The sequence below is a fragment of the Ethanoligenens sp. genome (assembly GCF_047718355.1).
GTDB lineage: Bacteria > Bacillota > Clostridia > Oscillospirales > Ethanoligenentaceae > Ethanoligenens.
On record NZ_JBDNLG010000001.1, the window covers coordinates 73,333 to 98,562 of the forward strand.

Here is a 25,230-nt window from a genome sequence, read left to right on the forward strand (position 1 = left end):
CGAATGCGGTCGAATGGGGACGTCCCGCAGCAGAAAGCCGGCGGGCGTTGGCTAACCGTGCTGTTTTTACAAGCGGTGGTGGCGGTCTATGCAGCTGCGTCGGTCGCAGCAAAATTTGCGTCAGGCCATGCATTTTTGTCGCAAGGCTTTTTTGTGTGCTATGGTGCGGAACTGCTGCTGCTGGGTTTCTACGCGTTGCTGTGGCAGCAGGTCGTCAAGCATTTAAGCTTGACGACCGCCTACGCCAATCGGAGTGTTGCGGTCTTTTGGGGACTTCTATTTTCGGCTGTGGTTTTTGGCGAGCGAATCACCGTGCAGAACCTTTTGGGCGTTGCAGTAATCTTTGCGGGTGTGCTTCTGGTGAATACTGAAAAAGAGGAACCGGCATGACAGGATATGTATTTTTGCTGGTGGCGTCCGTTGCGGTGGCTTCTGTGTCGCAGCTGCTCTTAAAAGTGAGCGCTGACCGTCCGCATCGGGGATTTTGGCGGGAATATGGCAATCCGTGGACACTGGGCGCATACGGCTTGCTGTTCTGTTCTACTTTACTGACGGTTGCCGCGTTTCGGGGGCTTGCGTTTAAAAACGCACCGGTTATCGAGTCGCTTGGATACTTGTTCGTGCTGATCCTCAGCCGCGTATTCTTTCGGGAAAAGATTACCCGCCGCAAACTGGCAGGTAATTTGCTGATTGTGGCGGGTGTGCTGATTTTCTACATATAATGGATGGCATTTTGCGGGCAGCACTGTTGCAAGGTGCGCTCACTCTGCTGGAGGAGATTTCATGATTTCATTCAATGTGCCGCCATTTGTTGGCAAAGAGTTGGATTATATTGCGGAAGCAGTCAAAAACAACCGCAAGATCAGCGGCGATGGTCCATTTACCCGCAAATGCAGTGCGTGGATGGAAGAATGTTTTGGCGTGCAGCGGGCATTGCTGGTCACTTCCGGCACACATGCATTGGAGATGACAGCCTTGCTCTGTGATATCCGGCCAGAGGATGAGGTCATTATGCCATCCTATACCTTTGTTTCCACTGCCAATGCGTTTTTGATGCGGGGTGCGGTGCCGGTGTTTGTGGATATTCGGCCGGACACGCTGAACATTGATGAGCGGCTGATTGAGGATGCCATCACGGAAAAGACCCGTGCTATCGTGGTGGTGCATTACGCGGGTGTGGCCTGTGAAATGGACACGATCTGTGCGATTGCTGCACGCCATAATCTGTTGGTGATTGAGGACGCGGCGCACGGTTTTCTCGCACGGTATAAAGGGCGTTTTCTGGGCACGATCGGGCAGTTCGGCGCATTCAGTTTCCACGAGACAAAGAACTATTCGATGGGAGAAGGAGGCGCGCTGCTGCTCAATGACCGGCAAAAAGCGGCGCGTGCGGAGATCATTCGTGAAAAGGGCACCGACCGCAGCCGCTTTTTCCGTGGAGAGGTCGATAAATACACATGGGTGGACATAGGCTCCAGTTATCTGCCGAGCGACCTCAATGCGGCGTATCTCTATGCACAGCTGGAACAGGCGCAATTGATTTTTCAAGACAGGATGCGTGCGTGGACGTTTTACCGTGCGGCATTGGGTGATCTGGCCGAATCCGGCCGCATTGAGCTGCCGGAGGTGCCGCCGGAATGCAGCCACAATGCGCATATGTTTTATTTAAAATGCAGCGATGTAGAGGAGCGAACGAGACTGCTCGCATTTCTTAGGGAAAACGGAATAGAAGCAGTATTCCATTATATTCCCCTGCATTCCTCCACGGCGGGGCGGAAATACGGGCGTTTCCATGGTGATGACCGGTACACCACCAAAGAAAGTGAGCGTATCTGTCGACTGCCGCTTTACTACGGAATCAGCGCCGCGGACCAAGTGGCGGTAGTGGATGCGGTTCATTCGTTTTTCGCACCCGCCGTGGCGACCGGTGTGCGCGATAAGACATGGGGGGCACGGGCGTGAACGCATTGCAAAGGAACGACCGGTTTTATCTGCCGATATTGCTGCTTGCCGTCTCCGCGCTATATTTTTCGTGGGCGCTGATTATCCCATTCGGCGCGGCGCCTGATGAAGCACTTCGTTATGATGTTGTCCGGTTCATTTTGCAATATCACATGCTGCCGGTAGCTGGCGACCCGCGCCTGTTTTATGCTGCAGGGCAGACCTACGCCGCCATGCCGTTTTTTTCCTATATCTTATCCGCGTTGCTATGTATACTGGTCAAACTGACGGGCATACCCATTGTTCCTTATCTCATTGCACGGCTGGTCTCCGTATTTTCCGGTGTGGCGGCGGTCTACTTCGTCTATCGGATTTCAGAGATGTTTTTTCAGGATACGCTCACCCAAAAATTTGTCCCGATTTTTTTTGCGTTCATCCCGCAAATTGCCTTCATTTGCGCATATACGAATCAAGATGCGTTGATGGTGATGCTCAGTGCGGCCACGATTTTTCTTTGGTTGAAAGGCCTTCGGGAAAATTGGAGTTTTCAAACAGTCGCGTGGTTGGGTGTGGTTTTGGGTGTAATGCTACTGACCTATATCAATGGGTATGTTCTGATTCTAGGTACTCTATTTATCGTGCTGATTTCTTACCGCGGCAAGGGTTCACGCGCATTCGCCTGTAAATTGCTGCTTTGTCTGGGTATCATGGCGGCAATCGGCGGATGGTTCTTTATCCGCAGTGGCATTTTGTACCACGGGGATCTGCTGGGGCTTTCCACGACCGACCGCATCGCGGAACATTTGGCAATGGGAAAAGACAAACCATCCATACGCCTTATTTCCATCATTCATTTGCGCGGGTTTGCGGATATGCTGTTCGACACGATTTGGCCAATGGAAACATTCCGTTCGTTTTGGGCAACCTTTGGTTCCATGACCCTTTCGCTGAATCCCAATTATTATCTGTATATTTTAGGATTACATGTTGTTGCATTCGTCGGCCTTTCTGCCAAATTGCTGGAGAAAGCAAAAGGGGGATGGCGCGCGCTGCTGCATAGCCCGTTTACCATTACGCTCCTGCTGGTGGCAATCGGGGCGCTTATTTTACATGCCCATTATTCTCTCACCAGTGATTTCCAGCCACAGGGGCGCTATATGTATCCCGGCCTGGTTGCGATCGTGCTGATGATGGTTATGGGGTTTGAAAGGGCGCTGTCCGGCAAAATAAAGCGATGGTTTTATTTGCTGGTGTCTTTGTCTTTTCTTTTGGTACAGATGCTGACCATCTATCAAATTCTTTTTAAATACTATTTTATACAGTGATTTCGTCTATGCACACTGTAAGAAGATACCGCTGGAATCGTATGGCTTCTGCCGGGAGAAAGTGCAATGGAACTATCCCTCTTACGCGTTTGGAAACGCATATCCCGTTTATCTGCGCTGTTGCTGCCGCTTTTGCTTGCAGCAGCGCTGTTGCTGGTGCTATATTGCAGTCTGCCCCTGCAAAAAACGATAGCAGAGACGCCATATGCGGTAAGCAATATCCAGCAGCCGGAAAAAATAACTGATATCAGGCAAACGTTTGTTGCGCGGGAGGACACACTGTGTGGGATTACCGTTAAGATCACGCCAGCAGAGCCCAAGCCCGATGCTGCGTTGGTAATGACGGTAATGGACAGCGTAGGTCACAGGATCAGCAGCCAACAAGTCACTATAGCTCGTATTGACAAATCCAAAGCGGTTGTGATGTCGTTTGCACCCGTCCGGCAGGCCAAAGGCAAACAGTTTACACTGGAGATTCGTCCGGCTGAAGGGAGGTGGCTGGAAGGGTGTACTTTCTATTGGAAGCCGACAGTCGGGAAACCGACAGTCGGGAAACCGACAGTCGCACATGGACAGAGGTTGGCGATTGATGGAGTGCCGCGCAACGGTATGCTGGCAATCAAGACGGTCTATGCGTCTTCCCGCATGGAGGCGCTTTATAATGGTCGCTATGCAGACGCATATGTTTCATTGGTGTTATGCGTTATGGTGGCTTCAGTTGTGCTATGTTGTTTGTTGTTCGGGCGATTGCTCAAAAAATAAAACCGGGGTTATCCCTTTAGAGCAATTTTGACAAATGTGCGCAGCATGATACAATTGTATCTGGCGGATGATTGAAATAACGGTAAAATAAGTATGTAAGCGAATTGTAGATGCCCGTAAGCGAAGGATTACAGTAGCAGAACTGTCAAAATGCTTATGTAAAAGGGAAGCCACTGGTCTATTAAATAAATTTAAAGTTACTCCAATAACAGGTAATGCAGTGTAAATTGAAAAAGTACCAGATGGATCTATATCAACCGATTCTCTGTTTGCGATATTTATCACATTTTTTTGCTCTGCAAAAGTTCTTCCAATCTTTTCAGGATTTCTGTCTGGCCTTTTAGTTCTTGCATCTGCTCGTCTTGCAGTGTTGCCAGATAAGTCAGCGTTTTATGGTCGGTATCGGCTTTAGCTTCATTTTGGCTTTGAATAACGTTCTGACCAACCATAATGATCGGCAGTAGTACTAACTGAAGCACGGTTTGCGCAATATAAGTCACCCAAACCATTATATTGTGAGATTGAATAACTGGCGGCAGCATGACAAGGTCTATAAGAAAGAAAGCATAAGCACACCACATTGTTCCAACACCATTGGTAATCTTTACTGCAAGCCAGTAATTGAACTTGGATATTCCCCGCAAATCCTTTCTCATTATTTCTTTAGGATGGGTCACTTGGGGGTGTTCTCGTAACATATTGAATCCTCCTATATTCCGACTGTTTATATAATAGAAATGTATGCGGTTAACGAAATCGCATCAATTGGTATTTAGTAAAAACAAAGTGAACAACCCAAATATTGTTGTACACTTCTCATTTTCTCACAGCTAATTTATCCAATACTGATCCTGTAACTGCTCCAAGTATGAGTACCCATGCAATATTCCAAATAGCTCCATACAGTGTTGAAGCAAAAGTGAAAATCAATGACGGTAAAGAAATTAACACTGAAATTAAGATACCTTTTAAAGTGCCATTGAGACGCAGACTGCTTGATACTATAAAAAATCCAATGATTAGCCAAGTGATAAAAGTGGAGAGGTAAATTGTGAACCCTATGTTTTTCGCAAAGAGCATAGGTAAAATATTTATGATGCCGGCAACCGCACCTATTCCGATTCCTATTACAAAACGTTTCATTCACTGTCTCCTTTTAAAAACATATGAGTAAGATTTTAAACTCATATTTGCATAGCATGAACATAATTACAATTAAAAGTTCTCTCAAAATATAATAGTGTCTAGAGGCCAGAATCTGTATTTAATATGTAATTACCATCTGTGAGAAATCGTATGTAAATGAGAGACTAGCGCCATGGTTTCAGTGGAAGCGATGCACAGCTTAAAATCTCTTTTGCGGGTTGTATCCCTGATTTTGTATCATGGATGTGGGCGGTGTGGATCATGACCACAAGCAAATTAACAATATGCTCATTTTATCGTAACTGTGGGTCAAATGCAAGCTCTTGCAGCAATTCCAATTAAGAAAGCAAGCCCTCGCATTCTTTGAACCAATATGTGTGTGCCCGCAAGATTGACAAAAAACGTGGAGAAACGTATAATAAGCTTGATTACTTGTAGAAAGCGGCGCGGCAGGTTCCTTTTCCTGCTTAAGTGCGCCGTTTTTTGGCGTTTGCTTCTATATAGCATTGACTGTGTCCCTAGTAGAAAAACGGCTTCAGTGGCATGTCGTATAGATATGAAAAGTTGGCGGCGAGAACCTGTGCGAAACCCGTCTGCTGCGTAGGGTTGGCGTGGACGACTGGGTCGCGCCGGGTTTCCCGTGAAAGGGAGAGAGCGTTTTCATGCGCGTGTTTCATAAGCTTCTTTCAACGGCGCTTTATATTGTATGGGATGTGGTTGCCGCCGCCGCCGCGGTCATTTTGGGACTGGGGCTGCGTTTCGGCTTCAATAATGCTGCGTTGAAACCGGATTTTTACGCGTCACGTGCGGAATTTATCTTGCTTGCAGTTGCCGTGCTGCTGCTGTGCAATATGCTGTTTCGCTGTTATAATGACGTGTGGAGCCGTTCGGGTCTGCCTGAATATTTGCGGCAGATCGGCTCTGTAGCTACCTCGACGGCGGTGCTGCTCGTCTGCGCTGCCGTTTTTCAGTTTGTCCCGTATGAGGTCCTCATCATTATTGCAATGCTTGAGTTGATTTTCGTGCTGATGGTGCGCGCTTCAGTGCGGATTGCCACCTGGCTGCAAATGCGCGTGCGTTCTATGCGCATCCGCAGCCAGATGACGCGGGTGGTTATCCTCGGCGCGGGCGAGGCTGGTATCAATTTGCTGCACAAACTCACCAACAATCCGGACGAGAACCGTTTGCCGGTCTGCTTTATCGACGATAACCAAAGTATGTGGGGGAAAAAGGTTGGTGGCTTGCCGGTCGTAGGTGGGCAGAAAAAGTTGGAAGAGGCCATCCGTACATACAATGCAGGTGAGGTCATTCTGGCAATCAGTTCAGCCGGGCACGACATGCTCAAGGAACTGCTTATCACCTGCCACCACTTACATTGCCCGCTTAAACGCTTTGGTACCATCGACGAGGTTAGTGAACGCAATGTGGGCAATGCAAAGATTTCCGATCTGAATTTGGAAGATCTGCTCAAAAGGGACAGCGTACATCTAAACATGCAGGCGGTGCAGAATTTTGTTGAGGGAAAAACGGTGCTGGTTACCGGAGGCGCCGGCTCGATCGGTTCGGAGATCTGCCGGCAGGTGTTGGCATTCGGTGCCAAACGGCTGTTGATTTTTGACATTTTCGAGAACGGTCTGTATGAGATCAATAATGAGCTGGGAGCACTCTATCCAAGAGAGGACTACCGGTTGCTGCTCGGTTCTATCCGAGATGCCGCGCGGTTGGAAGAAGTGTTTGCCTGCTATCATCCGGAAATCGTGTTCCACGCGGCGGCACACAAGCATGTGCCCATGATGGAATACAATCCTCGGGAAGCGCTGAAAAATAATGTTTTTGGAACGCTGAATGTTGCTAAGGCAGCGATTGCCGCCCATGCTGAAAAATTTATCCTCATTTCTACTGATAAAGCGGTCAATCCCGCCAATATTATGGGCGCTTCCAAACGTATTGCTGAGATTTGCATTCAGATTTTGAACAGTGAGTCGCGTACAGATCTTGCTGCCGTGCGTTTTGGCAATGTGCTGGGCAGCAGCGGCAGCGTGGTGCCGTTTTTTAAAAAGCAGATTGAGCGCGGCGGCCCAGTCACCGTCACCCATCCCGATATGCGCCGGTATTTTATGACCATCCCGGAGGCGGTGCAGCTGGTGCTGGAGGCCGGCGCTATGGCGCATGGCGGCGAGATCTTTGTGCTGGATATGGGAGAGCCGGTGTTGATTTATGACCTGGCCTGCGATCTCATTCGTCTTTCCGGGTATGAACCGGGGAAGGATATCCGCATCGAATTTACCGGATTGCGGCCGGGTGAAAAACTTTTTGAGGAGATCAGCCTCGCCACCGAAGACGTCTCCAAAACCCCCAATAATAAGATTTATATCTGCAAACCGGCCGATTTGGATGAACAGCACATCCGTGAATTGCTCCGGGTTTTGCATGACTATTTGGCCAAAGGGGACGAGCAGGGCGCGTTCGCCTGCGTGCACGCACTGGTCCCTACCTTTAAGAGCGCAAGCGCCCCGTGCGATTGCGGAAAGGAGGCATCCTCGTGGAATACGAGTGCCTGAAACAGAAAATTGAGGAAAAAACCGCCCGAATCGGCATCATCGGTATCGGGTATGTAGGGCTGCCGCTGGCGGTAGAAATCGCCCGTGCCGGGTATGATGTCACCGGCTTTGATGTGCAGCAGAAAAAAGTGGACTGGCTCAACAGCGGTCACAATTACATCGGTGATGTGGTGGACAGCGACCTTACCGCGCTGGTGCAGACCGGACGCCTGCGCGGCACGATCGATTACGCCGCGCTGGCGGACTGCGACTGCGTGTCTATTTGCGTGCCGACACCGCTGGATGTCTATCAACAGCCGGACATCAGCTATGTGCAGGCGTCTGCGGAATCAGTCGCGCGGTATGCCCATCCGGGAATGCTCATCATTCTCGAAAGCACGACCTATCCCGGTACCACCGAGGAAATCATCCAGCCGTTGCTGGAGGAAAAAGGCTTGCAGGTGGGTAAAGACGTGTTTTTGGCATTCTCGCCTGAGCGCGTCGATCCCGGTAACAAGCAATACAAGACCCAGAACACGCCCAAAGTGGTGGGCGGCGTAACCAAAGCGTGTACATCCCTTGCGGCGCAGCTGTACGGCAATGTGCTGGCGGGCGGCATCTGCAAAGTGTCCAGCCCCAAAGTGGCCGAGATGGAAAAGATTCTCGAAAACACCTTCCGCAACATCAACATTGCGCTGGCCAACGAGATGGCTATTCTGTGCGACCGTATGGGCATCCCGGTTTGGGAGGTTATCGAAGCCGCCAAGACCAAACCGTACGGATATATGGCGTTTTACCCCGGCCCGGGTCTGGGCGGTCACTGTATTCCGCTCGACCCGTTCTATCTGACGTGGAAAGCGCGCGCATACAATTACCACACCCGTTTGATCGAGATTGCGGGGGAGATTAACAACGGAATGCCGGAATATATCATCGGGCGGGTATCGCGCATCCTCAACCGACAGAAAAAACCGCTGAACGGCAGCAAAATCTTTTTGCTCGGCGTGGCATATAAACCCGATATCGATGACATCCGCGAATCACCGGTATTGAAAATTCTCTCTTTGTTGGAGAAAGAGGGCGCGGAAATCGTCTACAATGATCCATTTATCCCGTCATTTGTCCATGAGGGTAAATCCTACACTTCCATACCGTTGGATGTTGATACGCTGGCTGCGGCGGACGCGGTGGTCATCACGACCAACCACAGTGCCTATGACCCTACGTTTATTACGGCGCACGCCCGCGCAGTGTTCGATACGCGTGGCCTAACCCGAAACGTGGAGGCATCCCATGTCGAGCAGCTTTGAGTGTGCGGTTAGCCCCGACGCGATAATCGGAGAGGGCACGGCTTTGGGTGCGTATTGCGTGGTAGAGGCGGGTGCGCATATCGGGAAAAACACGGTAATTGGGCATCATGCGGTTATTCATGCGGGGGCTGTCATTGGGGACGATGTGCGTATCGATGACTTCGCTTGTGTGGGAAAACAACCGTTTAAAGCGGCGCGAAGCTCCACCTCTGACGGAGCAAAGCAACCCGCTGTGCAGGTGGGGAACGGCTGCATTCTCGGTACCGGCGCGGTGGTTTATGCGGGTGCACGGTTGTCTGCGGGCGTGCTGGTTGCCGACGGCGCAAGCGTGCGCGAGGATGTCACGGTCGGGGAGGGCACCATTATTGGGCGGTCGGCGACCGTAGAAAACCATGTGACTATCGGCACACGCTGCAAAATCGAGGCGGGAGCATATCTCACCGCCTATTCCGTGTTGGGGTATGATTGTTTTATCGCTCCCGGTGTTGTTACATCCAATGACAATTTCGCAGGACGTACCAAAGCACGGTTTTCCACATTCAAAGGTGTAACGGTGGAAAACGGCGGACGCATCGGTGCGGGTGCCGTTATTTTGCCGGGCCGCACGGTGGAAGCAGACGGCTTTGCCGCCGCAGGCAGCGTGGTTACGCGGGATGTGCCGATCAATACGATTGTTGCGGGCAACCCGGCGAAAACATTGCGCCCGGTACCGGAGGAACAGCGTTTGGAGAAGCAGGAGAAACAGCCATGAAGATCGTGACAGTGGTTGGTGCGCGCCCGCAGTTTATCAAGGCGGCGGCCGTGTCCCGGGTGCTGCGTCAGGCGCATCAAGAGATTCTTGTACACACCGGCCAGCATTACGATGCGAATATGTCGGATGTGTTTTTTGACGAACTGCACATCCCGCACCCGGATTATGCGCTGGGCGTCGGTTCGGGCTCGCATGGCAGGCAGACCGGTGAGATGCTGGCAAAAGTAGAAGACGTTTTGCTACAGGAAAAACCGGACGCGGTGCTGGTCTATGGGGATACCAATTCCACGCTGGCGGGCGCGTTGGCGGCTTCTAAGCTCTGTATCCCAGTTGCACATGTCGAGGCCGGTCTGCGCTCGTTCAACCGCACGATGCCGGAGGAGCAGAACCGTATTTTGACCGACCATATTTCCACTCTGCTGTTCGCGCCCACCATAACGGCGGCGGACCATCTGCACGATGAGGGCATCACACAAGGCGTAGAGATGGTCGGCGATGTGATGTGCGACGCACTGTACTATTATCGCGATCTGGCAGAGCAGTCCTGTGCGGAAACCGGACTGTCCCAATTGGACGATTTGTTCCCCCATTCCCCCGAAATCGAGGGAAAATGGATACTGGCGACAATACACCGTGCAGAAAATACAGATGGTATACAGAATTTGTCGCAAATCCTTGCGGCATTTGAACAACTGCCCGTTCCGGTCATTTTTCCGGTGCATCCGCGTACAATCGGGTTGGTACGCACACTTTGGCGGCGCGAAAATTATCATAACATTCGTTTCGTGCAGCCGGTGGGGTATCTGCATATGCTTTGGCTTGCCGGACATGCACGCCGCATCATCACCGATTCGGGCGGTCTGCAAAAAGAAGCCTATCTGCTGGAGGTGCCGTGTGTGACGGTGCGGGAGCAGACCGAATGGGTGGAAACGGTGGAAAGCGGCTGGAACACGCTGGCGCACGCCAATACTGCCGACATCCTTGTAAAGGCGGGCGCCCTTACACCGGCTGGTGACCACCCTGCACTGTATGGCGACGGTCACGCGGCGGAGAAGATTACGCAGAGCCTTGGCAGGTTGATTTGACGCGAGGTTTGGCAGATAAAAAGGAGCCGGGATAGTCCATGGGCAATGAATTGGTAGCAGATATTCAAGAACAGACGCACGTTATGCTACATAATGTGGACACGATGTTACAGACATGTGTGTTGGACGCGGTTCTGTGCGAAATGCCCATTTGGAAGCATGTGTACCATTTGCTGCATTCCCTTGACCACTGGTTCATCAACCCCACTCAGTTTGTGGAACCGGATTTTCACGAACCGGGACTGAATTCGTTGGATATCACCAGCGATCATGCGCTGACCAAAGAGCAACTTTGCCGGTATCATGCGGCCATTTGCCTAAAAATCGTGGATTATTTGGATACATTGACGGATGATGCGTTGACACAGAAACCGGAGGGCTGTCCATACACGCGGATGACGCTGATTTTGGGACAGTACCGGCATCTGTATGCACATTTGGGCAATATCAATGCGGTGACCATCATGCGGACGGGGAAGTGGCCGCGCGTCGTGTGTTTGGATGGCGACTTGACACAAGGGCTGTATGAATGAGGAAATTCACAAAAGAGCTGTCTGCCGGTCGAATATCCACCTTTATTTGTAATTTTTAAGGAATACAATACAATTTGTAAAGCACGAATCGAAAGCGAACAGAAAAGGTGAGGTTATGTTGAACTATGCCTTGATTGGCTGCGGGCGCATTTCGCCCAATCATATCGCCGCCGTGCAGAATAATGCAGAAAAGCTGCGTCTTGTGGCGGTCTGTGACCGGAATGAGGCGACTTCCCGTGCACTGTTGGAGCGCTTTGGGATACAAGGCGTACACCTTTACACTGACCATCGTGCCATGTTGGAACACGAACATCCCGATCTGGTGGCGGTCGCCACGCCGAGCGGCACCCATGCCGCAGTTGCGCTCGATTGCGTGCGTGCGGGCAGCCACGTCATCATCGAAAAACCAATTGCCCTTTCGCTTGCGGATGCAGACGCACTGATTGCCGCCGCCCAAAAGGCGGACGTGCGCCTCTGTGCTTGTCATCAAAACCGCTTTAATAAGTCCATCCGCCGCATCCGGGAAGCGCTGGAGGCCGGGCGGTTCGGGCGGCTTTTCCACGGGGCGGCGCATATCCGCTGGAACCGCGGCGCATCGTATTATGAACAGGCGCCGTGGCGCGGTACCTGGGCGCAGGACGGCGGCGCACTGATGAATCAGTGTATCCACAACATCGACCTGCTGCGCTGGATGATGGGTGATGAGGTAATCGAAGTGACCGCTTATACCGACCGTCTTGCACACCCGTATATTGAGGCGGAAGATCTGGGACTGGCGCTCATCCGCTTTGCCAATGGTTCCTATGGACTTTTGGAGGGCACGACCAATATTTTTCCGCACAATCTGGAAGAAACGCTTTATTTGTTTGGGGAGACCGGCACGGTCAAGGCGGGGGGGAAGTCGGTCAACCGCATTGAGGAATGGCGTTTTGCTGACCGCGCGGACGACCCGGAGACCGTTAAGGCGGCATTTACCGAAGACCCGCCCAATGTCTATGGTTTTGGGCACACGCCGTTGTATGCCGATGTAATCGACGCCATCGAGCAGCACCGCGCACCACTGGTGGACGGGGAGGCCGGCCGCCGCGCATTGGAACTGGTGCTGGCTGTGTATCAGTCCGCGGCGACCGGTGCGCCGGTGCGTCTGCCGATTCAGAATTTTTCCACCATGGATTTTGCCGGACGGTTTACCGCAGAGGATTAACAAGCGGGATGGCTGGTGAAAGCGAGGGACTATGGGCGCAAAAACACAGATACAAAACGGGCTGGCGGCTGCTAAACAGGGCATCCGCCGTGGGTTTCTGCATGTGTTCGCGGGCAGCACGCTGGTCAAATTGGTGTCGGCTCTTTCCGTCCTGTTGCTGCCTAATATCCTGACCAAAAACCAATATGGCGCGCTCAGTGTACCGGATACGTTCATCAACTATGTGCTGCTGTTTAACGATTTTGGAATTTCCAACGCACTGCTGCGTTATTGCGCCGTGCGGGAAGAACCGGGCGAGCGCAAAGCCTGCTTCCTCTTTGGGCTGCGCTTTGGCTTTCTGATTGACGCGGTACTGATTGCCGTAGCTGCCGTGGTTCTGTTTCTTCTCAACCATTTTGGGATCTATCCCATTAAACCGCTGGAAGCCAAGCTGTTGGCCGGGCTGATGCTCTGGCCTGTTGCGCAGTTTTTGCTTGATAACTTGACCTATTATTTCCGTGCCGTTTGCGCCAACAAGGAATACGGACGCATCTCCCTGATTTTTTCGGTGGGATATGCAGTGTTTCCGGTTTTATTCGCCCTGTTTCTGAATGTGTGGGGCGTGGTACCGGGACGGTATCTTGGATATATCGTGGCGCTGGTCGCCGGTTTTTATATGCTGCGCGCGATGCCGTCTTTTCAGGGGCGGGCGGTTCTGCTGCGCCATGAAGAAAAAGTAGAAATGGTCAAATACGGCGCGAACCAAATGTTATCTTCGCTGTTTTCCCAAATTATGCCAATTGTGGAGATGACCATTGTCAACCTGTTTGTGCTGGAAAATGGGCGGCGCGGTGAATTTCGCATTGCTTCGCTTCTTCCGTCTATGCTGGGATACATGACGATTTCGGTGATTGTATTTGTCTTCCCGTATTTTGCCAAACATTATATGGACGGCGCGTGGGTCTGGCAAAAATCCAAAAAGCTTTATCTGGTGCTGGCTGCTGGGATGGCGGTGCTGATTCCACTGGGTATACTGCTGACGCCTCTGCTGGTGCGCACATTCTTCCCGGCCTATAACAGCCCGGAGACCATCCGTGTGATGCAGGTGTTCTGGGCGGCTTATGGTGTGAATGCCGCGTTCAAAGCGACTACGGGCAATATTTTGGCGGCATTGGGCGAAGTGAAGTTCAATTTGATCGTGACCTTTTTCGCGTCGGTTGCGCAGGGCGTTTTCTGTTATATCCTGGTTTCCCGCTTCACGCTTGACGGGGCGGCGTGGGGGTTGTTGATTGCTTATTCGGCCTATTCCCTTGCAGGGATGGTCTATCTGCGGTATTATTGTAGAAAAATGATACGCGTGCAGGCGGCGTTTGCGCATGATATGCCAGAGGAGGAAGACGAACCGTGAATGTTTTTCTGATTCCCTCGTGGTATGCCACCGAAGATAATCCGCATGGTGGCGTGTTTTTCACGGAGCAGGCACGCGCCCTTCTGCGTGCAGGGCATACCGTTCATGTGCTTTACCCTGACCTGCGTTTCAAATTGGGCGGATTGCCCACAGGTGTTTTCACAATGCAGGGCGATGTGCCGGGGCTGCTCTGCCGCCGCCGCAGTCTGACACCGTTTTGGGAACGCGGGCGTTGGCCGCAGCGGGAATGGATGCTTGAGCGGCTCTACCGTCAGGCAGAACAAGCGTGGGGCAAACCGGATGTGGTGCATCTGCACGCCTGCCGTGTCGGGGTCGAAACCGTCTGGCTCTGCCAAAAGCACCGGCTTCCGCTCGTTTACACCGAACATTATTCCGGGCTGATGAAAGAACCGCGCGGTGTTCTGCGCGAGCAGTTCACGCGCACATTGGCGGGTGCAACGGTGGCAATCGGCGTTAGCCGCGCATTGCAGGAACGGATGCGGGAGTTTCGCGCCGACGTATCGTATATTCCCAATCTAGTTGATACCACACGGTTTTCACCCGCGCCGGCTTGGCATGAAGGCTTTGTGTTCGGCGTGTTGGGCAATCTGATTCCGCGCAAACAGGTGGACGTACTGCTGCGGGCGTTTGCCAAGGCCGATTTGGAAAATGCCCGGCTGCGTATCGGGGGAGACGGGTCGGAAATGGGACACCTGCGTAAATTGGCAGTATCCCTGCATCTGGATGGACGGGTGGAATTCTGCGGTGCAATACGGTATGCGGATACGCCTGCGTTTTACAATGCCTGTGACTGTCTGGTGAGCGCCAGCGAGGCGGAAACGTTCGGGATGACGCTGATTGAGGCGCTGTCCTGCGGGGTGCCGGTGCTGTCTGCCCGCAGCGGCGGGCCGGAAAGCATTGTGGTGCCGGGACAAAACGGGTGGCTGGTACCGGTAGGGGATATTGACGCACTGGCGGACGGTTTGCGCAAAATGGTAAAGCGGCCGTTTGACCCCGTCACTCTGCGGGAGGACTGTATCACGCGCTTTGGCGAATCGACGGTCATACGGCAAATCGGGGAAGTTTATCAAAAAGCGGTTTATGGATACGAACGGGTATAAGCGCAAAGATTTGATTTATCGCAACAAAAGCATACGGGAACAATGACGCTAATGTACAGGAGCATGATATGAAACGAATGCAAACGCTCAAAAAAATCGCGCGGGTGTTGGTATACTTGCTGCCGGTGGCGACGCTGTTCGGCGCATATGCCGGCCTGCCGGTCGCAAATGTGACCCTGCAAAACGTGATTCTGGTACTGCTTGGCGTCTGCCTGGTGATTTATTGTGTCAAACGTCGCGGATTCAAATTGCCGCTTGGTCATGCAGCCCCTTATGCCGCTGTTTTTATCTGGATGGTGCTTTATGGCGCATTGTCGTTGCTTTGGGTAAAGAACGTCAACTATTCCCGGGGCATTTTTCTGTATCAGATGCTCGGTATCGCAGGCGTTTTGTGCATCACGGGCGCGTTGAAAGAGCGCAAGCACCTGCTTCGTTTTCTGGATGTGCTGACGGTTTGTTACGTGCTGGTGGTTGGTTTCGGTGTGTTTGAAATTTTCACGGGTCATTTTGTGTTTAATCCGTCCAATGACCAGTTGTATTTGAAGAATGCATATGATCTGTATTTTCCGTATGTCACTTTCAACAACACCAACGATTACGCCACCTATATCCTTCTGTTTTTCCCGTTTGCCGCCTATACTCTGACCGAACGACTGCGCGGGTTCGGGGGGAAAGCGGCCGCGACTGTGCTGTTTGCCGCGGCGATGTTCACTATGTTCAATGCCGATCCGCGCATTCTGTATTTTGCCATCGGTCTGGTTGCGGTCGCATTTTTTGTTTGCATGGCATTCAAAAAGGGTGGGCGGCCATATATCCGCACAATGGTGGGGATGCTGGCGGCTGGCGTGGCATCCATTGCGGTGCTGGGCGGCAGTATGCTGATTAAGGCGAGCGTGTTTGCCCATGAAATTAATTCCATCAATATGAGCAACCATTCGGTCAGTGAACGCACCATGTTGATGTTTGCTTCGCTGCGCATGATACCGGCTTCCCATTTTCTGGGCGTGGGTGTTGGGAATGCCGCCATGCTGATGGGGTATTTCAGCGGCAGCATCAAACCGTTTAACGTGCATAACATGACATTGCAGCTACTTGCGGAATATGGTATTCTTGTCTGGGTGCCCTATGTGCTGATGCTGGTTTGCATGGCGGTGCGTTTTTTCCGTTTTCGCGGCGGTACATTCCGCTCAAATGCGCTGGCTTCTTTGTGCTTTGCACTGGTATGCGGATTGCCTATCATCGGTATCGCTTCGGCGGATATGACGCATATTGCCGCGATCTGGCCGGTATTTGGTCTGTTTTTTGCCAGCCTGAATGTGCTGTATCCGTGCCGTGCACCCGCCAAAGGCAACGAGGCCCGCAAGCTGCTGTTCATCAGCTTTATTGATTTCGGAGATTTTGCATCCGGTTCCAGCGTGCGTCCCCAACGGATGGCGCAGGCGTTTGGGCGGCTGGGCTATGAGGTTACGGTGCTGTCCGGTCTGCAAAACCGCAAACGGGAACGTTGGGCACGCGTCTGGCGCGTCTGGCGCACACTGCGGGATAATGTGCCGGATTTTTGCTATGTGGAACCGCCGAGCGGGCCGTTTTTTAATTTGTGCGACCATCTGCTGCTGCTGCGTCTTTGGGCGAATGGCGTACCCATTGGTCTGTTTTATCGCGACGCCTATTGGAAATTTGCGGATTGGTGGGGTGTGAAAGGTCCTAAGCGCTGGGGACTGACACTGATGCACTTGTTTGATCTGCTTATCTTTCGGATCACCTGCACGGTGTTGTTTTTCCCCACACAGAGTATGGCAGATTTATTCGCGTTTCCGCGAAAAACCGTGCTTCCGCCCGCCGGAATGGAAACGCCGGTTTTGCCTCATGCACCATCAGGCAAGGCGCTGTATGTCGGCGGGGTTTCCTCTTTTTATGGAACGGATATGCTTTTGAACGCGTTTGCAATCCTCAACGAGGAGCTTCGCAAACCGGTACATCTCACCGTGGTCTGCCGGGAAAAAGAAATGGGTGATTTCTTTGAACCGTATCTGGGGCGCACATGGCTGACTGTCCTGCACCGTTCAGGGGATACCGCACTTGCACCGCTTTATGCGGAGAACGATGTGGCGTTGTACCCATCGCGTCCCGACCGGTACATGGATTTTTGTATGCCAGTGAAGTTGTTTGAATATCTTTCGCGCGCGCTGCCGGTGGTCTGCACTGACTGCACGGAAGCTGCCCGCTTTGTGCGGGAAAACGGAGTCGGGGTGGTTACACCGTATAATCCCCGCGAATATGCGCTGGCGGTGGCGGCACTGTTTGATGAACCGGAACGTCTGCGGGCGCTGCGTGCCCATTGTGTGGAAGCACTGCGGGAAAAACACCTATGGCGGCACCGTGCGGAGCAGGCAGCCCGGGATATTTTGCATCTTGACCCGCTTCAGGACGCATTGCCTGTGACGCAGACCGACTGAACGGAGGAAGCAGAATGCGCATTGCTTTGCTATCGGCGGCTTCTTCCATCCATACCGTGCGGTGGGCAAACGCGCTGGCAGAACGCGGGCACTCGGTTCGGCTGTTTTCACTGTTTCGGCACGCCGCTAAAGCGGGTTCTATTTCACCGGCTGTATCCGTATATTATCTATCGGGGGGCTATCTGCGTGCTTTGCCGGCATTTCGGGACGGGCTGTCGGCCTTTGCACCGGATGTGCTGAATGTGCATTACGCAACAGGCTACGGCACGTTGGCGCGGCGCAGTGGGTTTGCGCCGGTTTTACTGTCGGTGTGGGGCAGTGACGTTTACGATTTTCCGTGCCAAAGTCCGATTCATCGGCACATCGTCGTGCGGAATCTGCGCGCGGCGACGGCGATCGCATCCACCAGCGAACGAATGGCTGCACGAGTGCGTGCGCTGTGTCCGCATCTGCCGCCGCTCTATATCACACCGTTTGGCGTGGACACGCGGGTGTTTGCCCCCGTGCCGCAGGCGCGGGAAACCGGTGAGGTAGTCATCGGCATCGTCAAAGCGCTGGAACCCAAATATGGCGTGGATATTCTGCTGCGCGCGTTTGCGCGGGTGACTGCCCAGATTCCGGGTGGAATTGTGCGCCTTAAAATTTATGGCGGCGGTTCTCAGCGGCGGGCGCTGGAGCAATTGGCAAAGCGGCTGGGTATTGCGCCACATGTGGGGTTTTATGGCCCTGTCCCGCATGAGCGGGTGCCGGAGGTTTTGCATGGCTTGGATATTTTCTGCGCCCCCAGTGTGTCCGACAGCGAAAGTTTTGGGGTGGCGGCGGTAGAAGCATTGGCCTGCGGTATACCGGTGGTCGCGGGTGCGGTGGATGGTTTTCAAGAGGTTCTCCGCGATAGACAGACAGGCTTTCTGGTGCCGCCGCGGGACGTGGGGGCATTGTCGGAGGCGATGATGCATTTGGTTGGCGATCCGGTGCTGCGACAGCGGATGGGCAGTGCCGGGCGAGCCGATGTGCAGGCGCGGTTTGAATGGCAGTCCTGCGTGGCGCGCATGGAACAAGCACTTCAAGCGGCGCGAAACGCCCGCGTTTCGGGTAGGAGCACGAGCGTGGATACATCAACGCCATAACCGGAATCGAAAGTTTGTCGGAAAAAGGAGGGGTGTGTGGCATGAATATCCTGCTCATCAACCATTATGCCGGTTCGCCCGAACGCGGGATGGAGTTTCGTCCGTGGCTGATGGCGCGCGAGTGGAAGAAGCTGGGGCATACCGTGACCATTGTGGCGGCGGATTTCACGCATCTTCGGCGGCAAAACTTTGACGTACCCCGCAGTTTTACCGAGGTGGATGTGGACGGTGTGCCGTATGTCATTCTGAAAACGCCGTACTACCATGGCAACAACGTGGGGCGTGGGTTGAATATTACTTCCTTTTGCCTGCAACTTTCCGCACACGCAGGTGAAATGGCGCGCCGTTACCGTCCGGACGCGGTGATTGCCTCGTCGACCTACCCCGTGGATATCTACGCCGCATCCAAAATTGCGCGGAAGGCGGAGGCACGCCTGTATTTTGAGTTGCACGACCTGTGGCCTCTTACGCCGATGGTGATGGGGAATCTGCCATGGTGGAATCCGCTGATTCTGCTGTTGCAGAATGGCGAAAATGCCGCGTTTGCCCGTTCGCGTAAAATCATTTCCATTCTGCCCAATACCGATCAGTACATTCGGGAACGGGGATATGATGTGCGCAAATTCGTTTACATCCCTAACGGTGTTGTGCTGACCGAAACCCAATCTGCGTCGGCCGAGCCGGTGCCGCAGATCGAAACGCTGCGCGCTTTACGGGCGGAAGGCTGGTTCCTGGTGGGCTATACCGGCAACCATTCGGTGGCGAATGCGCTGGAGACCTTTATTGATGCGGCCAAATCATTGCAACGTGAACGGGTAAAGCTGGTTCTGGTGGGACGCGGCAACCACAAGGATGCATTGGTTGCCCGCGCCGCCGGTGCGGAGAATGTACTCTTTCTCGACCCCGTTCCCAAGACGGCAATGAGCGCTTTGCTTACTGAACTGGATGTGGCCTATATGGGGTTGGCAAAATCGCGGCTGTTTGATTACGGCGTCAGTCCCAATAAGTTATTTGATTATATGCTGGCGGCGCGTCCCATCATCTATGCGGTTGAGTCCTCCAACAATCCGGTGCGGGACGCGCACTGCGGCGTGACCGTGCCGGTGGGGGAGCCTCGTGCGGTTGCGGACGCAGTGCGGCAGCTGTTGGCAATGGATGCGTCCTCCAGAAAGGCCATGGGAGAAAACGGATGTGCCTATGTGCGCAAAAACCATGATTATACTACATTGGCACAGAAATTCGTGGACGCACTGCAAGATTAAGAATGTATTTTCATAAAATGAAACCGTCATAGAGGCTAAAAGGGACTGCTGCCATGGTGCCGTGGGCAATGGGAATAGGTTTAAAAATAAGAGGGTCAAAAAGATGCTGAAAAAACGAGAGATGTTTCTGCCGTATGCCCTGCCGTATTGGGATGAAAAAGAGTTGGAGAGTGTGCAGGCCGCCATCCGTTCCAACTGGTGGTCGCGCGGACCGAAGACCGGTGAGTTCGAGCAGGCGTTCGGCGCATTTGTCGGCGCGAAACATACCGTGGGGATGAATTCCTGCACGGCGGCGCTGCATACGGCTCTGGCAGCGAAGGGGATTGGGCCGGGGGACGAGGTTATCACCACGCCGATGACATTCTGTTCCACTGCGAATGTCATCTGTCATGTGGGCGCCACGCCGGTGTTTGCCGATGTATTGCCGGACACCGGCTGTATTGACCCTGCCGCCGTAGCGAAAGCGGTTACCCCGCGCACCAAGGCGGTCATTCCGGTGCATTACGCCGGACAGCCGTGTGACATGGACGCCATCGACGCCATTGCGGACGCACAGGATCTGTTTGTGCTGGAAGATGCCGCCCATGCCGTTTATACCACCTATAAAGGGCGGATGGTCGGCGCAAAACATACGGTGGCGTTCAGTTTTTACGCAACCAAGAACATTGCCACCGGCGAGGGCGGTATGCTGGCGACAGATGACGAAGAACTGGCGGATCGGGCACGTATTTTTGTTTCGCACGGGATGAGCCGCGGCGCGTGGAACCGCTATGCCAAAGGCGGCACATGGCGCTACGATGTGGAAGTTGCGGGTTTTAAATACAATATGACCGACTTGCAGGCGGCACTGGGGCTGACGCAGCTGCAACGGCTTCCGTTTATGCAGGAGCGGCGGGAAACCTATGCGACGCTTTATAATGACCTGCTCCGGGGTGTACAGGGCGTACGTCCCCCAGTGGACGGCGGGTTGGGGCGCAACGCGTGGCATCTGTATATCATCCGTGTAAAAGAGAAAGAACTGGACATCGGGCGGGATGCGTTCATTGAAGAACTGCACGATTACAACATTGGTACGAGCGTGCATTTTATCCCGGTGCATCTGCACCCGTTTTACCGCCAGCAGTATGGCACACGGGAAGGGGATTTCCCGGTGGCGGAGCAGATCTTTAGTGAAATCATCAGTTTGCCGCTCTATCCATCCATGACCGAGGAGGATGTGCGTTATGTGGCAGGAGCCGTTCGAGAGATATGCGTGCGCCATGCAAAATGAGGCGCTTGCGCCTTATCAAAAACACTTGAGCCGACATCGGGCAGGACTTGCTGGCAAGCGTGCGATGGATGTGGTTGCGGCGCTTATCTGCCTGCTGCTGCCGCTGCCGTTGTATATCGCGGCGGCGGTCGCGATCAAGTTGTCCTCCCCGGGGCCGGTGTTTTACCGGCAGCTGCGCGTGGGCCGGATGGGCAAGCCGTTTCGGGTGCTCAAGTTTCGCACGATGCAAACCGGTGCGGACAAATCGGGAGAGATCACCGTGGGCAGCGGGGATGCGCGCATCACCGGTGTGGGGAAAGTTCTGCGCGCCACAAATTTCGATGAATTTCCGCAGTTTTGGCAGGTGCTGACCGGAGAAATGTCGATTATCGGCGTGCGTCCGGAAGTGCCGCATTATGTAGATTACTATACGCCGGAGGACTTCGCTACGCTGCTCCTGCGTCCGGGCATGACTTCACCGGTTGCCATCGCCTACCGGCACGAAAACGATTTGCTCGCGGGCGCGGACGATCCGGAGTCCTGCTACATACAGGAGATTTTGCCTGCCAAAATGGAAATCAACCGACGTTACGTGCGCGATTTTTCCTTTGGAAATGATTGGCGTATTTTAGGACGGACGTTTCGCTGCCTGTTTGAAAAGGATCAGCTGTTGAATCAGAAACAGGCAAACCGCTCATCCGGTCATTCAAATAAGTAAAACAGATGGAGCAGGTTCGGTAATCCGAGCCTGCTCCATCTGTTTTTGTCAGCTATTAACGAGTCAATGTTTTCAGCGCTTTTGCCGTGTACCGCAAGGCGCTGCGCGCCTGCCAAAGGATTGCCCCAATGGAAAGGATAAAAAGACAACCCGCAATAAATTTTTGCCGACTGGGGTGGTCCTCATTCCATACCGCGTTGAGGGTCTTGGCCTTTTTTAGTACGATTGCCTGTGTCATCATCCGATGCCTCCCGCCTGTTCCGGTTAGGATTAGCTTATCCGAAGCGGATGGATGGTATGCAGAAAACGTAAAAATCAGATGCCCTGAAAATTGATAACGGTGACTTTCGGGCGGCTCATGGCTTCGATGCTGTAGCGGATGCCTTGCGTACCCATGCCGGAGGACTTGACGCCGAGGAACGGAAAATGGTCCGGGCCGCGTTCCGGCTTGCCGTTGATCTGTACCGTGCCCACATCCAGACGGGATGCAACATAAAAGGCTTTGTTGATGTCTCTGGTAAAGACGGCGCCCTGCAAGCCGTATTCAGAACGGTTGGACAATTCAATGCCTTCCTCCGCATTTCGAATGCGAATGATGGGCAGCACGGGGCCGAAGGGTTCTTCCCATGCCAGACGCATGTCGGCCGTCACGTAGTCAAACAGGGTTGGCGCAAGCAGATTGCCGTTGCGTTTGTTGCCGGTCAGTAGTTTGGCGCCCTTTTGCAGGGCATCATCAATCAGCTCCTGCACATAATCGGCTGCATGGGTGTTGATGAGCGGGGTGATGTCCGCATTTTCTTTTGGCTGGCCGACGTGCAGCTTTTTAACACGTTCCAGAACGTTCGCCGCCAGTTCATCCGCAATGGGTTCTTCGGCAAGCACACGTTTGACTGCCGTACAGCGCTGCCCGGAGTACCCATACGCGCCCGATACAATCAATTTTGCAGCCAGTTCCAGATCAGCGTCTTCGAGGATGATGGCGGCATCTTTTCCGCCCAGTTCCATCATAAGCGGCACCATGCCCGCAATTTCCGCAATATGCTTGCCCACGGCGCTGCTGCCGGTGAAGTTGATGAAATCCACCAATGGGTGGGTCACCAGATAATCGCCAATTTCACTGCCGCGACCGGTCACGGTGGTCAGCACACCGGCAGGCAGTCCGGCCTCTTGAAAGGCCGCCGCGAGATACAGACCGCTGATCGCACCGCTCGTCGGGGGCTTGAGGACGACGCTGTTGCCCGCAATCAGTGCGGGTGCGATTTTGGAACCTGCCAGATTGATCGGGTAGTTGAACGGGGAAATTGCCAGCACCAAGCCGAGAGGTACACGCGTGACCACCGAGATTTTATCTTTTTTAAAATGCGGGAAGTTTTCGCTGCCGATGCTGCGGCCCTCTACTAATTCGCCTTGATCGGCGGTAAACCGGATAAAATCGGCGGTGCGATGGACTTCGCCAATGGCAGAGGACAGGCCTTTGGAAATTTCATCAGAAAGGATGCCGCCGATTTCTTTGGCACCTGCATCCAGAATGTCGGCTGTTTTGCGCAGAATACGAGCACGCTCATTGACAGGCATGTCCGCCCAGCTTTTTTGCGCGTCTCTCGCACTTCTCAGATAAGCATCAATCTCGTCTTTGTGCAGAGACGGGATGGTACCGAGGAATTTTCCGTCGGCGGGCGCTTTCACGGAGATCGTGTCACCGTGTACGCCGTCCGCCCATTGTCCCTGATAGAGATTTCGATAGGAACTGTTTTGAGAAAGTTGTTCAAACATGATTTCACGCTCCTGTTTTGAAGGTATGAGGCGCATTCCAGCCAAATTGGATACACAGAGCCGACAACAACTGCTGCGTATTATTCCGCACGCAAATTGGTCAGAAACGGTGAAAGATCGTACGCGCCGGATTTGGCGTCGCGGCTGGCAACAGAGAAAGTTGCATCCAGTTTCTTGCCCAGCATGGTTTGCAGCTGTTCAAACACCTCGGAATATGGATTTTTGACATCGCCGTGTGTGATGAAAGCGGCTGCGGACTGGATACCGCCGCCATATTGTGCCAGGAAGCTGGTGACCGGAGAGCTGACACGCCCAGCCCAGACTGGTGTGCCGATGATGATGCGGTCATAAGAGGAAATGTCAAGTGAGAGCGGTTGGATATTCGGCTGTTTTCCGGAAAGAGATTGCGCAATTTCACGAAAAAATGCCAGAACGCCGCCGCCGCCGATGCGTACGATGCCTTCGGCCGGTGCGTCCAGTTCCTTTGCAATGTGTTTGGCAATTGTGGCTGTTGTGCCTGATTTGGAAAAATAAATCACGGCGGATGTCATGCGAATCCCTCCAGGTTGTTGATGGATTGTTTACTCTTGTTATTATAGCACGACTTGCCCGCGTATTCATGCGCAGAGGAAATAAAAAACAGGAGACGGCACGTCTCCTGTTTGATGAAGTATACAAAGTTTAGCGCCCTGAGCATACACTGCTTGCTTTGACTGGCGGCGGGGATTACACGATGGAGATGCCGCCGTCTACCAGCAGCAACTGTCCATTGACATAGCTGGACGCGTCCGAGGATAAAAACAGAATCGGGCCGTTCAGTTCTCCGCGTTTACCGGGCCGGGAAGCCGGGCAAATCGAGTTGTACATGTTCAGGAACTGCTCGTGCTTGAACAGCGTGTTTTCAGTCATTTCACTTTCAAATAAGGCTGGGCCGAGTGCGTTAACGGTGATGCCGAATTGCGCGAGAGAGGCCGCCATACCGATGGTCAGCCCGACGACCGCGCTTTTGGAGGTGTTGTATACATGGCGCACCATGGCAGGGGCTTTGTCGCCCAGTACGGCGTTGACGGAAGCAATGTTCACAATCTTGCCGTACTTTTGTTCTTTCATGATGGGCACAATATATTTGGACATGAGGAAAGCCCCTTTGACGTTGGTGTTCATGGCCAGATCCCATTGTTCAGCCGTCAGGCTCTCTACCGAACCGGGGATTGCAATCCCCGCGTTATTGAGTAGGATGTCGATGGTATGATACTGTGCCAAAACCTTTTCTACAGCCGCCTTGACACTGTTCTCGTCCGAAACGTCGCACTGTACCGCGATGGCATGCTTGCGTGTTTTGTTAATCTCGGCCACTACATCGTGCAGTTTTTCTTCTCTGCGTGCGAGCAGGGCCACTTTTGCGCCCTGTTCGGCGTAGGCACGCGCCGCATCTGCCCCTAATCCGCTGGAAGCACCAGTCACTACCGCTACTTTTCCAGATAATTCAAACATATTGCGCCCCCTTTTTATCCAGCCTGTTTTTTCGGCAATGATGGAG

24 protein-coding genes are annotated in these 25,230 nt (G+C 53.2%); 18 read left to right on the plus strand and 6 right to left on the minus strand.

Going from position 1 to position 25,230, the window contains the following annotated elements; translation table 11 throughout:
• The first annotated feature begins 3 nt into the window (after positions 1–3).
• The 5 genes from ABF463_RS00395 to ABF463_RS00415 all read left to right on the plus strand — a co-directional run bounded on the left by ABF463_RS00395 (position 4) and on the right by ABF463_RS00415 (position 4,028).
• The gene (locus ABF463_RS00395) at positions 4–390 is read left to right on the plus strand and encodes an EamA family transporter (RefSeq protein ID WP_415531550.1); all 387 of its coding nucleotides are present in this window, start codon (positions 4–6) and stop codon (positions 388–390) included.
• Positions 387–722 carry an EamA family transporter gene (locus ABF463_RS00400; RefSeq protein ID WP_415531551.1) on the plus strand — a complete coding sequence of 112 codons (336 nt, stop codon included), beginning with the start codon at positions 387–389 and terminating at the stop codon, positions 720–722. The genes ABF463_RS00395 and ABF463_RS00400 overlap by 4 nt, the downstream gene beginning before the upstream one ends.
• A 61-nt stretch (positions 723–783) precedes the next feature.
• On the plus strand, positions 784–1,962 hold the full coding sequence (rffA, locus tag ABF463_RS00405) for a dTDP-4-amino-4,6-dideoxygalactose transaminase (protein ID WP_415531552.1): 1,179 nt from the start codon (positions 784–786) through the stop codon (positions 1,960–1,962).
• Complete coding sequence (locus tag ABF463_RS00410) at positions 1,959–3,266, plus strand: ArnT family glycosyltransferase (RefSeq protein ID WP_415531553.1); 1,308 nt, start codon at positions 1,959–1,961, stop codon at positions 3,264–3,266. Before rffA ends, ABF463_RS00410 begins: the two co-directional genes overlap by 4 nt.
• Positions 3,267–3,332: 66 nt before the next feature.
• On the plus strand, positions 3,333–4,028 hold the full coding sequence (locus tag ABF463_RS00415) for a hypothetical protein (protein WP_415531554.1): 696 nt from the start codon (positions 3,333–3,335) through the stop codon (positions 4,026–4,028).
• A gap of 281 nt (positions 4,029–4,309) precedes the next feature.
• On the opposite strand, the gene ABF463_RS00420 is transcribed toward ABF463_RS00415, so the two are convergent.
• Both ABF463_RS00420 and ABF463_RS00425 read right to left on the minus strand, forming a co-directional pair.
• A complete protein-coding gene (locus ABF463_RS00420) occupies positions 4,310–4,726 on the minus strand; it encodes a hypothetical protein (RefSeq protein ID WP_415531555.1) in 417 nt (138 codons plus the stop codon).
• Positions 4,727–4,844: 118 nt separating this feature from the next.
• Complete coding sequence (locus ABF463_RS00425; RefSeq protein WP_415531556.1) at positions 4,845–5,171, minus strand: hypothetical protein; 327 nt, start codon at positions 5,169–5,171, stop codon at positions 4,845–4,847.
• A gap of 665 nt (positions 5,172–5,836) precedes the next feature.
• Here ABF463_RS00425 and ABF463_RS00430 point away from each other — a divergent pair.
• From ABF463_RS00430 to ABF463_RS00490, 13 genes are all read left to right on the plus strand, one after another.
• Positions 5,837–7,735 carry a polysaccharide biosynthesis protein gene (locus ABF463_RS00430; protein WP_415531557.1) on the plus strand — a complete coding sequence of 633 codons (1,899 nt, stop codon included), beginning with the start codon at positions 5,837–5,839 and terminating at the stop codon, positions 7,733–7,735.
• Positions 7,717–9,024 (plus strand): nucleotide sugar dehydrogenase, encoded by a 1,308-nt coding sequence (locus ABF463_RS00435; RefSeq protein ID WP_415531558.1) that lies wholly within the window; start codon positions 7,717–7,719, stop codon positions 9,022–9,024. Before ABF463_RS00430 ends, ABF463_RS00435 begins: the two co-directional genes overlap by 19 nt.
• Positions 9,008–9,775 carry an acyltransferase gene (locus tag ABF463_RS00440; protein WP_415531559.1) on the plus strand — a complete coding sequence of 256 codons (768 nt, stop codon included), beginning with the start codon at positions 9,008–9,010 and terminating at the stop codon, positions 9,773–9,775. Before ABF463_RS00435 ends, ABF463_RS00440 begins: the two co-directional genes overlap by 17 nt.
• Positions 9,772–10,860, plus strand: a complete 1,089-nt coding sequence (wecB, locus tag ABF463_RS00445; RefSeq protein ID WP_415531560.1) for a non-hydrolyzing UDP-N-acetylglucosamine 2-epimerase — start codon at positions 9,772–9,774, stop codon at positions 10,858–10,860. The genes ABF463_RS00440 and wecB overlap by 4 nt, the downstream gene beginning before the upstream one ends.
• A gap of 38 nt (positions 10,861–10,898) precedes the next feature.
• Complete coding sequence (locus ABF463_RS00450; protein WP_415531561.1) at positions 10,899–11,393, plus strand: hypothetical protein; 495 nt, start codon at positions 10,899–10,901, stop codon at positions 11,391–11,393.
• A gap of 115 nt (positions 11,394–11,508) precedes the next feature.
• Positions 11,509–12,597 (plus strand): Gfo/Idh/MocA family protein, encoded by a 1,089-nt coding sequence (locus tag ABF463_RS00455; protein ID WP_415531562.1) that lies wholly within the window; start codon positions 11,509–11,511, stop codon positions 12,595–12,597.
• 31 nt (positions 12,598–12,628) lie between these two features.
• A complete protein-coding gene (locus tag ABF463_RS00460) occupies positions 12,629–13,984 on the plus strand; it encodes a lipopolysaccharide biosynthesis protein (protein WP_415531563.1) in 1,356 nt (451 codons plus the stop codon).
• Positions 13,981–15,105 carry a glycosyltransferase gene (locus ABF463_RS00465; protein ID WP_415531564.1) on the plus strand — a complete coding sequence of 375 codons (1,125 nt, stop codon included), beginning with the start codon at positions 13,981–13,983 and terminating at the stop codon, positions 15,103–15,105. Before ABF463_RS00460 ends, ABF463_RS00465 begins: the two co-directional genes overlap by 4 nt.
• Positions 15,106–15,173: 68 nt before the next feature.
• Positions 15,174–17,561 carry a glycosyltransferase gene (locus ABF463_RS00470; RefSeq protein WP_415531565.1) on the plus strand — a complete coding sequence of 796 codons (2,388 nt, stop codon included), beginning with the start codon at positions 15,174–15,176 and terminating at the stop codon, positions 17,559–17,561.
• A gap of 14 nt (positions 17,562–17,575) precedes the next feature.
• Positions 17,576–18,688: a glycosyltransferase gene (locus tag ABF463_RS00475; protein ID WP_415531566.1), complete on the plus strand. Its 1,113-nt coding sequence runs from the start codon at positions 17,576–17,578 to the stop codon at positions 18,686–18,688.
• A gap of 41 nt (positions 18,689–18,729) precedes the next feature.
• Positions 18,730–19,950 carry a glycosyltransferase family 4 protein gene (locus ABF463_RS00480; protein ID WP_415531567.1) on the plus strand — a complete coding sequence of 407 codons (1,221 nt, stop codon included), beginning with the start codon at positions 18,730–18,732 and terminating at the stop codon, positions 19,948–19,950.
• A 103-nt stretch (positions 19,951–20,053) separates the two neighbouring features.
• On the plus strand, positions 20,054–21,220 hold the full coding sequence (locus ABF463_RS00485) for a DegT/DnrJ/EryC1/StrS family aminotransferase (RefSeq protein ID WP_415531568.1): 1,167 nt from the start codon (positions 20,054–20,056) through the stop codon (positions 21,218–21,220).
• Complete coding sequence (locus tag ABF463_RS00490; RefSeq protein ID WP_415531569.1) at positions 21,174–21,917, plus strand: sugar transferase; 744 nt, start codon at positions 21,174–21,176, stop codon at positions 21,915–21,917. The genes ABF463_RS00485 and ABF463_RS00490 overlap by 47 nt, the downstream gene beginning before the upstream one ends.
• A gap of 55 nt (positions 21,918–21,972) precedes the next feature.
• Here the strand turns inward: ABF463_RS00490 and ABF463_RS00495 are convergent, their stop codons facing one another.
• The 4 genes from ABF463_RS00495 to ABF463_RS00510 form a co-directional block, all read right to left on the minus strand.
• Positions 21,973–22,158, minus strand: coding sequence for a hypothetical protein (locus tag ABF463_RS00495; RefSeq protein ID WP_415531570.1), 186 nt, complete (start codon positions 22,156–22,158; stop codon positions 21,973–21,975).
• Positions 22,159–22,232: 74 nt separating this feature from the next.
• Complete coding sequence (locus ABF463_RS00500) at positions 22,233–23,690, minus strand: NADP-dependent glyceraldehyde-3-phosphate dehydrogenase (RefSeq protein ID WP_415531571.1); 1,458 nt, start codon at positions 23,688–23,690, stop codon at positions 22,233–22,235.
• A gap of 80 nt (positions 23,691–23,770) precedes the next feature.
• Complete coding sequence (locus tag ABF463_RS00505) at positions 23,771–24,241, minus strand: flavodoxin family protein (protein ID WP_415531572.1); 471 nt, start codon at positions 24,239–24,241, stop codon at positions 23,771–23,773.
• Between the two features lie 175 nt (positions 24,242–24,416).
• Positions 24,417–25,184 carry an SDR family NAD(P)-dependent oxidoreductase gene (locus ABF463_RS00510; RefSeq protein ID WP_415531573.1) on the minus strand — a complete coding sequence of 256 codons (768 nt, stop codon included), beginning with the start codon at positions 25,182–25,184 and terminating at the stop codon, positions 24,417–24,419.
• Positions 25,185–25,230 lie beyond the last annotated feature (46 nt).

What these genes read in the sequence shown, in the direction of transcription:
- ABF463_RS00395 (WP_415531550.1), top strand. Translation starts at nt 4, where the DNA reads ATGCGGTCGAATGGGGACGTCCCGCAGCAGAAAGCCGGCGGGCGTTGG.
- ABF463_RS00400 (WP_415531551.1), top strand. Translation starts at nt 387, where the DNA reads ATGACAGGATATGTATTTTTGCTGGTGGCGTCCGTTGCGGTGGCTTCT.
- rffA (WP_415531552.1), top strand. Translation starts at nt 784, where the DNA reads ATGATTTCATTCAATGTGCCGCCATTTGTTGGCAAAGAGTTGGATTAT.
- ABF463_RS00415 (WP_415531554.1), top strand. Translation starts at nt 3,333, where the DNA reads ATGGAACTATCCCTCTTACGCGTTTGGAAACGCATATCCCGTTTATCT.
- ABF463_RS00420 (WP_415531555.1), bottom strand. Translation starts at nt 4,726, where the DNA reads ATGTTACGAGAACACCCCCAAGTGACCCATCCTAAAGAAATAATGAGA.
- ABF463_RS00425 (WP_415531556.1), bottom strand. Translation starts at nt 5,171, where the DNA reads ATGAAACGTTTTGTAATAGGAATCGGAATAGGTGCGGTTGCCGGCATC.
- ABF463_RS00430 (WP_415531557.1), top strand. Translation starts at nt 5,837, where the DNA reads ATGCGCGTGTTTCATAAGCTTCTTTCAACGGCGCTTTATATTGTATGG.
- ABF463_RS00440 (WP_415531559.1), top strand. Translation starts at nt 9,008, where the DNA reads ATGTCGAGCAGCTTTGAGTGTGCGGTTAGCCCCGACGCGATAATCGGA.
- wecB (WP_415531560.1), top strand. Translation starts at nt 9,772, where the DNA reads ATGAAGATCGTGACAGTGGTTGGTGCGCGCCCGCAGTTTATCAAGGCG.
- ABF463_RS00450 (WP_415531561.1), top strand. Translation starts at nt 10,899, where the DNA reads ATGGGCAATGAATTGGTAGCAGATATTCAAGAACAGACGCACGTTATG.
- ABF463_RS00455 (WP_415531562.1), top strand. Translation starts at nt 11,509, where the DNA reads ATGTTGAACTATGCCTTGATTGGCTGCGGGCGCATTTCGCCCAATCAT.
- ABF463_RS00460 (WP_415531563.1), top strand. Translation starts at nt 12,629, where the DNA reads ATGGGCGCAAAAACACAGATACAAAACGGGCTGGCGGCTGCTAAACAG.
- ABF463_RS00470 (WP_415531565.1), top strand. Translation starts at nt 15,174, where the DNA reads ATGAAACGAATGCAAACGCTCAAAAAAATCGCGCGGGTGTTGGTATAC.
- ABF463_RS00475 (WP_415531566.1), top strand. Translation starts at nt 17,576, where the DNA reads ATGCGCATTGCTTTGCTATCGGCGGCTTCTTCCATCCATACCGTGCGG.
- ABF463_RS00480 (WP_415531567.1), top strand. Translation starts at nt 18,730, where the DNA reads ATGAATATCCTGCTCATCAACCATTATGCCGGTTCGCCCGAACGCGGG.
- ABF463_RS00485 (WP_415531568.1), top strand. Translation starts at nt 20,054, where the DNA reads ATGCTGAAAAAACGAGAGATGTTTCTGCCGTATGCCCTGCCGTATTGG.
- ABF463_RS00490 (WP_415531569.1), top strand. Translation starts at nt 21,174, where the DNA reads ATGTGGCAGGAGCCGTTCGAGAGATATGCGTGCGCCATGCAAAATGAG.
- ABF463_RS00495 (WP_415531570.1), bottom strand. Translation starts at nt 22,158, where the DNA reads ATGATGACACAGGCAATCGTACTAAAAAAGGCCAAGACCCTCAACGCG.
- ABF463_RS00500 (WP_415531571.1), bottom strand. Translation starts at nt 23,690, where the DNA reads ATGTTTGAACAACTTTCTCAAAACAGTTCCTATCGAAATCTCTATCAG.
- ABF463_RS00505 (WP_415531572.1), bottom strand. Translation starts at nt 24,241, where the DNA reads ATGACATCCGCCGTGATTTATTTTTCCAAATCAGGCACAACAGCCACA.
- ABF463_RS00510 (WP_415531573.1), bottom strand. Translation starts at nt 25,184, where the DNA reads ATGTTTGAATTATCTGGAAAAGTAGCGGTAGTGACTGGTGCTTCCAGC.